Here is a 9530-nt window from a genome sequence, read left to right as displayed (position 1 = left end):
ACCAGCAGCCCGCAGCCTAACGTCAACCCAATCGAGCCAGACCCTCCAAAGCGTCATGGCCTCCGAAGTCCCGAAATATCTGACGACGGACAGTCTTTGTCGCGGATTTCAACCGTGTCGACGAAACGTTTGGTGAGCTTTGCCATCTGAAGGGCGGACCTTTCTGATCGGCCCTCAACCTTGCTTCTCACGTAAGCACTACGTAAGCAGTCGGATGAAAGCTGCGACCTGTTTCTGGATAGAAGCTTCGGAGTGGCGATCTGAAAAGGCAACGTAGATCAGTCGGTTATCGTGCTCCGTCGCGCTCTATCGTGCACTTAGGAAAGGTATCGGTAGCGCCTCCGAAGCCGGCGCTCCGGCCCTTCGTCTCGCTTCTCTGGGCGAAGAACGCGGCGACGGTGCTGGCATGACGCTTGAAGTCTCGCAGGCAGCCGACGATAGCGGCTGGTCCAGGCGAAGGTTCGCTCGACCACCCAGCGCTTGGGCAGGACGACGAAGCGGTGGGCGTCGGTGCGCTTGACGATCTCGAGCCGCCAGTAGCCGGTCTCGGCGACCGCGGCGGTCTTCGGGCCCTGATAGCCGGCGTCGGCGAAGATGCGCTCGATGAAGGGGAAGCTGCGGCGGAGCTTATTCGGCCACACGGAGACGATCTGTTTACGTGACGCAGAATCCCATGTGGATCAGAGCGGACTGGCCGCATCGGCTATCGCGCAGCAGGCGCTTTGATGCATATCGTCGTTGTTGAAATACCGATGCCGCATGCTTTGCGGCACACGGTTATCTCTATCTGCCCAAATCTGGCCGGTTGGAGCCTCCGGCCGTCATTGCGGCCGGTAAAGGCTGAAGACATGCGTGATTGTTGCCAACCATAAGGCTAAAATGCGAAACATTGTTTCTGTGACGGGAGGGATCGGTGGGGCCAAGCTGGTTCGCGGGTTCTCGCTTGCCGGCGTGTCGGAACGGCTGGTTGTCATTACCAACGTCGGAGATGATTTTGACCATCTGTCGCTTCGCATCTGTCCCGACATCGATCCGATCCTGGCTGTTACAGCCATGACGGAAGCGCTACGCCGGCCCGGCGCCCCGGTAATCGCGGTTACGCCGATCGTCGCCGGACAGGCGCTCAAGGGACCGACGGCAAAAGATCGTGAACGAGCTTGGGATCGAGGCGAGCCCGGTCTCGGTGGCGCGCCACTATCAAGGGCTCATCGACGCTTTCGTCTTGGACTCCAGGGACGAGCATCTCGCCGATCATATCCGCGCCCTTGGCGTGGAGTGTTTCGTAACCGACACAGTGATGATCGAGGACCGGTCTCGGGCGCATCTGGCTAGGGAAAGCGTCGAATTCGTCCATGAAACAAGGATCGGTCGGAAAGTGAGAGCGGCAAAGAGACCATGGCTCGAAAATCCATCGCTGAACAGACAGAGCACCTGAATCAGACATTGGCGCGTGGCCTCTCGATTCTCGACGCATTCACGGGTGGGAAACGGGAATGGGGCATACGTGAACTTGGCCGGGCGTATGGCATCAATCCCACGACCGTCTATCGTCTGACCACGACGCTCTGTGATTTCGGTTACCTTGAACGGAGCAGTTCGACACAGCGTCTGCGCCTCGGTCCGAGGATCTTGCAATTGGCCAACGCCTATAGCGCTCAGAACGATCTGGCCACGGTCGCGCGCACCGTCTTCGAAAAATACTCCCATCGTTTTCAGCACGCATTCTTTCTCGGAGTTAAGAACGAGTTCCAGGTGGCCTACATAAGCGTCCTCGAAAGCCGCGCACCGCTTCGCGTATCAATCGAGGCCGGGGGCACTTTCACCCTCTATTGCACGGCGATGGGCAAACTGCTCCTCGCGTCGAGCGAAGATGAGTTCATCATCCGCTACCTGAAGCAATTCCGTCTCCAGGCGCTGACGGAAAATACAATCACCGAAAAACGCCTGCTGCGACGGCAACTCGCCGAGATCCGCGAACAGGGATATGCCGTGAACCGGGGCGAACTGCACGAGGATATCGGCGGCCTGGCAGTGCCCGTATACGATACTGCCGGCGGCGTGATCGCCGGCATGGGTTTTGGCTTCCCGCTGCACTACGTCGACACAGGCCGGATCTCGCTTGACGATTTAATCACACTGGGTCGCGAAATCTCGGCCGAAATCACTGAGCGTTACCAGGGTGTGGCGCCGCCGACCTGAGCCAAATCGCCCTTGACCCCGCCAGGCCGATGGCGCCAGACAAGAGTTCCTTCATGCCGGAGTCCTCGCTCACAGCGCTGCGGACCGGGACACCGCATCCGGCTCGCCAATGATTGGCAGTTCCGGTGCGGCCGCATGGCGCCCTGATACCTCAACGGTAGCGTCCGTCCGCGTTGACAGCGATACCGGGCGGTGCGAGCCTCGATTCTGAAACAGTGTTTCTCTATATATCCGCTGCAACAATGGGCAGGTGTGATGAGCATGCGTACGGGACGACGCGAAGACACACGGTTCCTAACGGGTACTGGACGTTATGTCGGCGATATCCGGTTGCCCGGAGAGGCATACGCCGCGGTTCTGCGTTCACCCGTCGCGAATGCCCGATTAGGCGGTTTCGATTTTGGTGCGGCGCTCGAACTGCCGGGCGTGCTCGGAATATTCACTGCGGACGATATAGGGGCTGATCTCGGCCACATGCCATGCCAGGTCAAATTGCCGGGCGTCAGTCATTTCGATGCACCACGCCCGGCCCTGGCGCGCGGTCAGGTTCGGTTCGTTGGCGACAGCGTGGCGCTAGTCGTCGCCGAGTCGTCTGAGATTGCGCGCGACGCCTGCGAACTAATCGAGGTCGACTATCACGAACTGACGCCCGTTGTCGGCATTGACGCGGCGCTCGCTCCAGGAGCACCCGAAATCTGGCCCGGCTGCGAGGGAAACAAATGCTTCGACTGGTCGGTCGGCGACAAGGACGCGGCCAACGCAGCTTTTGACGACGCCGCCCACGTCACGCACCTGACGCTTGGCCAGAACCGGATCGTCATGAACTCCATAGAAACTCGACTGGCGGTTGGCGAATGGGACGAGGCATCGGAGACCTACACACTAACCGCCACAACGCAGGGACCTGACCTTATCCGCCGTCTGCTCGCAGAGCCGGTATTGGGAGTGGCGCCGGACAAATTGCGAGTGCTGACGCCGGATGTGGGCGGCGGCTTCGGTCTCAAGCACTACCTCTATAACGAGTATGCTCTGGTTCTGTGGGCGGCGCGGCGTCTCGGCCGTCCGGTAAGTTGGACCAGCACGCGGCTGGACGCGTTCCAGACTGACACGCACGGGCGTATCCAGGTGGCGGACGCTGCGCTCGCCCTTGATGAAAATGGGCGGTTCTTGGCGCTGCGCGTATCCACAGTCGCCGATCTCGGCGCCTATCTGTCGACGATGGCGCCGCTCGTCCCGACAGTTGCCATGATGGTCGCACTGGCCAATCTCTATACGACCCCGGTGATTCACTTCCGATCGCGAGGGGTTTTCACCAACACGACGCCGGTCGATGCCTACCGTGGCGCCGGGCGACCCGAAGCAGTCTATATCGTGGAACGCCTGATAGACGCTGCCGCGATGGAAACTGGAATCGACCCGATCGAGCTTAGACGGCGCAACCTGATCCCGGAAGCGGCAATGCCCTATACCACGCCGTCCGGCCACGTTTATGACAGCGGCCGCTTTGCCGAGAACATGCAGCGTGTGCTGGACGTGGCGGGCCACGCAAAATTCGAAGAGCGGCGGCGCGCCAGCGAGGCACGTGGGCTCCTGCGCGGGTTTGGCATTGCGAACTATGTCGAGAACACCGGCGGCGCGACCCAGGAGAGCGCCGAGATCCGCGTCGGGGGTGACGGGCGGGTGCGGCTCGCTGTCGGCACCCAGTCGACAGGCCAGGGGCATGAGACCACGTTTCCACAAGTGCTCGCCGGATATCTCGGCCTGGCCGAGGACAGCATTGATTTTGTCCAGGGAGACAGCGACGACCTGCCGTTCGGCGGCGGAACCGGCGGCTCTCGCTCGCTGGCGATGGCGGGCAGTGCGATCCGGATGGCCGGCGACGAGACAGTCGCCCGAGCCACGGAGATCGCCACCCACCTGTTCGAATGTTCGGCCGATGACATTCAGTACGAAAAAGGAATCCTGCGTATCTCCGGCACTGACCGCGAGATCGGGCTATTCGAGCTTGCGCGCCGGGCGGAGGCAGGAGACGGCGTGCCAACGGGCATCGCCGGCCCGCTGATGGGCCATGCCCATTACGAGTGCGAGGCGCCCACGTATCCCAACGGGTGCCACGCCTGCGAGGTCGAGATTGACCCTGACACCGGTGTCGTGAAGGTCGTCGCCTACTGCGCGATCGACGACTTCGGACGTATCATCAACTCTCAGGTGGTATCGGGTCAGGTCCACGGCGGCGTCGCCCAGGGCATCGGCCAGGCAATCCTGGAAGAGGCGATCTACGACAAGTCCGGACAACTTCTGACCGCTTCGTACATGGACTACCCACTGCCGCGCGCGTCCGACATACCTGCCCTCGTCAACGACTTCAACGAGGTCCCCTGCACGACCAATGCGCTCGGCGTTAAGGGCGCCGGGGAGTCCGGCGCCATTGCCGCTCCGCCCGCCGTCATGAATGCTATTGTCAACGCCCTGCGGCCGCTCCGCATCCGTCATCTGGACATGCCGGCGACGCCCGCAAAGGTGTGGGCCGCGATCCGCGCGGCCCGCGCCGGCGGATCCGGTCAGGCTGCCGGGTAACGCGTTGCAAGCAGGCGATAAAGCGCACGCAACCCCGCCGCCTCGCCGCCGACCGGCCGTCCGGGTCGCGCCGTGTCGTTCCAGCCGAATATGTCGAGGTGCAGCCACCCCTCCGCACCCTCAACGAATTCCTGGAGAAACAGGGCCGCGGTAATCGCGCCGGCCGTGTCGTTGGGCGCCAGGTTGAGTATGTCACCCACCGTGCTTTCAATGCGGCGCCGATAGCCGGCCCAAAGCGGAAGCCGCCATAACGGATCCTGGCTCTTATGCGACGCCTCGTCCAGTTCCCTGGCCAGACTATCGGAGGAGCTGAAAAAGGCGGCGATCTCGGGTCCAAGCGCTGCCCGCGCAGCGCCTGTCAGCGTCGCCACGTCAATCAGCAGCTCAGGCTTTTCCTCCGCTGCAGCCGTGAGCGCGTCGGCCAGAATGACTCGACCCTCGGCGTCGCAGTTCGCGACCTCGATGCCCAGCCCCTTGCGTGTCGGCACGATGTCGCCAGGCCGATAGGCACTCCCCGATGTACTGTTTTCTACCGTGGGTATGAGAACGCGCAGGCGGACGCGCAACCCGGTCGCCATGATGAGATGGGCCAGTGCCAGCACGGTCGCGGCGCCCCCCATATCCTTCTTCATGTTACGCATCCATGCCTCAGTCTTGACCGTGAGGCCTCCGGTGTCGAAGGTCACGCCCTTGCCAACCAGCGTGACCTTTGGATCCCGCGGTCGACCCCAGCGGATATCGACGAGCGCAGGCGTCCTGGGGCTGCCGGCGCCAACCGTATGGACGGCAGGGAAATTCGCCTTCAGCAGTGCATCGCCCACGATCACTTTGCATTCCGCCTTGTGGCGGCGGGCCAGATTGCGCGCGGCTGTGGCCAGTTCGGTCGGGCCAAGGTCGTTGGCCGGACGGTTAATCAGATCGCGCCCCAGGAATTCGGCCTCGGCCGCGGCCGTCATGAAGTCGAGGTCTGCGCCGGTTGGCAGCACGAGCTGAGCGGAGGCGGCCTCCTTCTTCTGGGCACGAAACCCGTCGAAACGGTAGGTGCCCAGCGCCCATCCGATGGCTGCTGTTGTCGCCGCGGCATCATCCAGCTTGGTGGCTACCGCATAATCGTGAGCCGGCAGCGATGCGGCAAGATCCGCCCACGCCCAGAGATCGTCCTCATCGCCAAGACACAACAGGACGGACTCGATTGCGCCGTTTTCGCTCGGCAGGGTCTGCCACGCGCCCGGCTTCGCCGCGAAATCATGATCTGCAAGCCAGCGACGCCAGACCGGCTCCTGTGCCTCAAGCCAGGGGCCGTATTCAGCAGCGCGCACGGCGTGGATCGAACGCGCGGCCTTCGAACGCCGTTTCTTCAGGCCGGAAATCATTCTCTATCCTCCCAGTTCGACGTCGGTCGTCAGTTCCGGACCAAGGGCAGAACCCTTTCCGCGAGGCGCTGCAGATTGACTTCAAAATCGTAGGTCCTGGCGATCGCATATGGCATGCGCATGCCCATCATGGTGACGCCGGCAGCCTCGAATTCCTGTATCCTGCGAGCCAGCGTCTCGGCGTCGCCGATCAGGGTAAGCCGGTCGACTAGCTCGTCGGGAACCAGTTCCGCCGAAATGGGCTCACTGTTGCGGAACGCATCTCGGACCGCCTTGCCGCGATCCGGCTCAATTCCGAGCGATTCGCGCGTGACCTTGTGCATGGTGCCGATTGTCGGTCGCATCACATGCTCGCGCAAAAGGCCGCGGACATGTGCTGCCTCTTCCGTACTCTCGACGCAGACAGTGGCGACCCAATCGACCACCTGAACTTCCGCCGGGTCGCGACCGGCCGCTTCGGCCCCTTCGCGCATCGCGCCGATGGCCACGCGCAGAGCGTCCGGTTCGGCGACGTCGCCGATGATGACGCCATCGGCCATCTCGCCGGCCAGACGGAAGGCATCGGGATGGGTCGAAGCGATAAAGATCGGCACGTGATTGATCGGCTTGAACTCCATTGCCGCATCACGAAGGACGAAGGATGGCGCCTCGACATCCAGACGTTCGCCTGCGAACAGCGCGCGTATCGCCCTTATCATCTCACGCGCCGACTCGACGAAGCCCCCGGCAGGCGCGCCAAGGGCATCCCGCATGGACTTCTCGCCAGCGCCGATGCCCAGCACAATCTGACCGTTGCGCAGGTCAGCCAGCGCACCCATCGCCCGGGCGACCTGCATGGGATGACGCGAGAATGGATTAGTCACACCGATACCGAAACCGATTCTCTCGGTTGCTGAGGCAACATGGGCCAGCGAGACGAAAGGGTCGCGCACGAAACCCTGGTCGGGAATCCAGACTAGATCGAATCCCCACGCCTCGGCACGGCGGATGATCTTGCCGAACTCGCGCAGCGGCAAAGTCGGAACGAGAGAAAAAGAGAACTTCATCGTCCATTATTCCAATCGATCGCTGAGGGCGCTCGGTGCAATCAGGTCACTTCAGCAGGTGATGCATGCTGCCATAGCGCGCGACCATCGCGTTGAAGTCGCCCTCGTAGAACAGGTGGCAGTCGCCGTTGCCGTATGCCGTCGCAACTTCGATGCAGTACCGTCCGGTCGCCTCCAGCACGTTGGTCTGATAGACACCGGTGGCGGCCGGCACGACCGCAACGTCTGCAGTGACCGGCACGCCGACGACGGGCGCGTTTGTGAACTGCGCCGGCAGCATCATTCCGCACACATGGTGGATGCCGTTGTGAAATGGCGTGATGTCCTGCATCGTCAGTGGGAAAACGACGGCGGGATGCGTCGTCACCATCTCCATCGCATGTAGCAGCGACGCATGAGGGCGCAGGATGTATCCCTCCTTGACCGGGGGCGTAACGGCGAAACCGGTGCGGCTCATCATCTTGTTGCCCTTGCACGTCTCGGGCGCCAGAATCGCCTCCATCTCATCTTCGATCAGTGTCCGGTACTCGTCGTCGACCGGCATCGGAGGCATGACGAAGGGAAGCGGATCGTGCGGTTCAGGGTGTGCGGCCTGGCAGATATGGGTAGTCACAACGACGTCACCCTTAAGCACCAGTCCGCGCTCCCACATATGAGCGAGACGCAGCGCGCATGCGAGAGCGACGATGCAGCCATCGGCGTCGGAATTGAGACCTGGATAGTCGCCAGGGAGTCGAAGACCGCCGAGGGATCCGACAATGCCCATGGTTCGGGACTCACCGCCCGATTGGCGGCCAGCCCTGCCCTTGAAGCGGTAGGCGACAAACTCGGTCTTGCCGAGTTCGCCCTCGAACGGCGCAACGGAGGCGTCACAGACACCTTCGGGCAACAAGGAATTGAACTCAGCGGCGCCCGCCGCGGGATCGTCGAGGACGTCAAGGACGTCGAGGACCTCTCTAAGCATTCTCTTTTCTCCTTTGTTTTGCTGAGGACGCTTCGACGGCGCTACACGCTCGGTCTTCCCGTCTGCCGCATCAGCCCCCTATCTCATCATTGAGGGCAGGACGAGGACGAGCCAAGGCACGTATACAAGGGTCGCCAGCCTCAAGATGTCGCTGACGACAAACGGCAGCACGCCCTTGAATATTGTCGTGACCCTGACATCCGGCAGCAGTGAGTTAATGACGAAGACATTGAGCCCGACCGGCGGGGTTATCAGCGCCAGTTCAGTGACCACGACAACGATCACGCCAAACCAGATCGGGTCGAAGCCGAGGCCGATAACCACAGGAAAAAAGGTCGGCACCGTGAGCAGCACCATCGAAAGGCTCTCAAGCACGCATCCAAGAACCAGGTAAATGCCCATCAACGCCAGTATGACGAGCCAAGGAGAGGCGTTGAGCGAGCTGACAGTGTCGCTCAGGGCTTCGGGCAGTCCGGCAATATTGATGAAATTCGAGAAGATCAGCGCGCCGATCACGATGAAGAAAACGAGCGCCGTCGTCTTGCCACTTTCGACAAGGACATCGTACAGCACAGCCCAAGTCAGCTTCCCGCGCAAAAAGGCCAGGATGAAAGCACCGCTGGCCCCGATGCCTGCCGCTTCGGTCGGTGTGAAAACGCCACCGTAAATGCCGCCCATGACCAGCCCGAAGATCAGCAGGATGCCCCAGACCTTGGAAAGTGCGCGCAGACGATCTGGCCATGCCACGCGCTCGCCCGGCGCGCCGAGATGCGGCCAAACGCTAGTCATGACCGTAACGGCTGCGAGATAACCGAGAATGCCGAGGATACCTGGAATGATTCCGGCTATGAATAACTTGCCGATGTCGCTCTCTGTGATCAGGCCATAAATGATCATGATCACGCTGGGTGGAATCAGGATACCTAGCGTGCCGCCCGCCGCCACGGAGCCGGCAGCGAGACTGTCGGCATATTTGTATTTCCGCATAGATGGCATTGCCACCTTGCTCATCGTCGCCGCGGTGGCAATGCTGCTTCCAGAGACGGCGCTGAAGCCGCCGCAGGCCACAATGGTCGCCATTGCCAGCCCGCCCCTGCGGTGGCCGAGAAAGGCATAGGACGCGGTATACAGCTCTTCGGAGAAGCCGGCACGGGTTATGAAGTTCCCCATCAAAATGAACAGGGGAAGCACGGAGAAGCTGTAGTTGAGGCCACTGCGATATGCGATATCAACAGACATTGACAAAGCGGGCCCCCAATCGACCAAGAGGCCGAAGCCGACGAAGCCCACGATCGCCATCGCGATGGCGACGGGAATTTGCAGGAAGACAAGAAGAAGAAGGGCGGCGAGGCCAATCAGCGATTCTGCCAA

The 9530-nt window shown here is 61.7% G+C and carries 7 protein-coding genes and 1 pseudogene; 2 read left to right on the top strand and 6 right to left on the bottom strand.

Annotation, left to right across the window (positions count from 1 at the left end):
• Window positions 1-428: 428 nt before the first annotated feature.
• Together Q331_RS24230 and Q331_RS23980 are read right to left on the bottom strand one after the other, a co-directional pair.
• Window positions 429-626 (bottom strand): annotated as a pseudogene (locus Q331_RS24230) (transposase); the annotation flags it as partial.
• A 497-nt stretch (window positions 627-1123) separates the two neighbouring features.
• Entirely contained in the window at window positions 1124-1354 is a 231-nt protein-coding gene (locus Q331_RS23980) for a hypothetical protein (RefSeq protein ID WP_026381726.1), read from the bottom strand.
• Window positions 1355-1395: 41 nt separating this feature from the next.
• Between Q331_RS23980 and Q331_RS0117410 the strand changes: the two genes are divergently transcribed.
• Both Q331_RS0117410 and Q331_RS0117405 read left to right on the top strand, forming a co-directional pair.
• A complete protein-coding gene (locus tag Q331_RS0117410) occupies window positions 1396-2199 on the top strand; it encodes an IclR family transcriptional regulator (RefSeq protein WP_084175132.1) in 804 nt (267 codons plus the stop codon).
• Between the two features lie 255 nt (window positions 2200-2454).
• Window positions 2455-4776, top strand: a complete 2322-nt coding sequence (locus Q331_RS0117405) for a xanthine dehydrogenase family protein molybdopterin-binding subunit (protein WP_034492936.1) — start codon at window positions 2455-2457, stop codon at window positions 4774-4776.
• Here the strand turns inward: Q331_RS0117405 and Q331_RS0117400 are convergent.
• The 4 genes from Q331_RS0117400 to Q331_RS0117385 all read right to left on the bottom strand — a co-directional run bounded on the left by Q331_RS0117400 (window position 4761) and on the right by Q331_RS0117385 (window position 9530).
• Window positions 4761-6149: a leucyl aminopeptidase family protein gene (locus tag Q331_RS0117400; RefSeq protein ID WP_026381723.1), complete on the bottom strand. Its 1389-nt coding sequence runs from the start codon at window positions 6147-6149 to the stop codon at window positions 4761-4763. The two genes, Q331_RS0117405 and Q331_RS0117400, sit on opposite strands and share 16 nt — an antisense overlap.
• Before the next feature lie 29 nt (window positions 6150-6178).
• Window positions 6179-7195: an LLM class flavin-dependent oxidoreductase gene (locus Q331_RS0117395; RefSeq protein WP_034492932.1), complete on the bottom strand. Its 1017-nt coding sequence runs from the start codon at window positions 7193-7195 to the stop codon at window positions 6179-6181.
• A gap of 46 nt (window positions 7196-7241) precedes the next feature.
• The gene (locus Q331_RS0117390; protein WP_026381721.1) at window positions 7242-8159 is read right to left on the bottom strand and encodes a DUF1177 family protein; all 918 of its coding nucleotides are present in this window, start codon (window positions 8157-8159) and stop codon (window positions 7242-7244) included.
• Between the two features lie 78 nt (window positions 8160-8237).
• Window positions 8238-9530 carry a TRAP transporter large permease gene (locus Q331_RS0117385; protein WP_026381720.1) on the bottom strand — a complete coding sequence of 431 codons (1293 nt, stop codon included), beginning with the start codon at window positions 9528-9530 and terminating at the stop codon, window positions 8238-8240.

Source organism: Afifella pfennigii DSM 17143 (assembly GCF_000688515.1).
Taxonomy (GTDB): Bacteria; Pseudomonadota; Alphaproteobacteria; order Rhizobiales; family Afifellaceae; genus Afifella; species Afifella pfennigii.
The sequence above is the reverse complement of the archived record's forward strand: the minus strand, read 5'-3'. Positions and strand labels throughout refer to the sequence as shown.

Excerpts from the sequence above, each read along its gene's own strand:
- Q331_RS23980 (WP_026381726.1), bottom strand. The coding sequence starts at position 1,354 with ATGGACGAATTCGACGCTTTCCCTAGCCAGATGCGCCCGAGACCGGTC.
- Q331_RS0117410 (WP_084175132.1), top strand. The coding sequence starts at position 1,396 with ATGGCTCGAAAATCCATCGCTGAACAGACAGAGCACCTGAATCAGACA.
- Q331_RS0117405 (WP_034492936.1), top strand. The coding sequence starts at position 2,455 with ATGAGCATGCGTACGGGACGACGCGAAGACACACGGTTCCTAACGGGT.
- Q331_RS0117400 (WP_026381723.1), bottom strand. The coding sequence starts at position 6,149 with ATGATTTCCGGCCTGAAGAAACGGCGTTCGAAGGCCGCGCGTTCGATC.
- Q331_RS0117395 (WP_034492932.1), bottom strand. The coding sequence starts at position 7,195 with ATGAAGTTCTCTTTTTCTCTCGTTCCGACTTTGCCGCTGCGCGAGTTC.
- Q331_RS0117390 (WP_026381721.1), bottom strand. The coding sequence starts at position 8,159 with ATGCTTAGAGAGGTCCTCGACGTCCTTGACGTCCTCGACGATCCCGCG.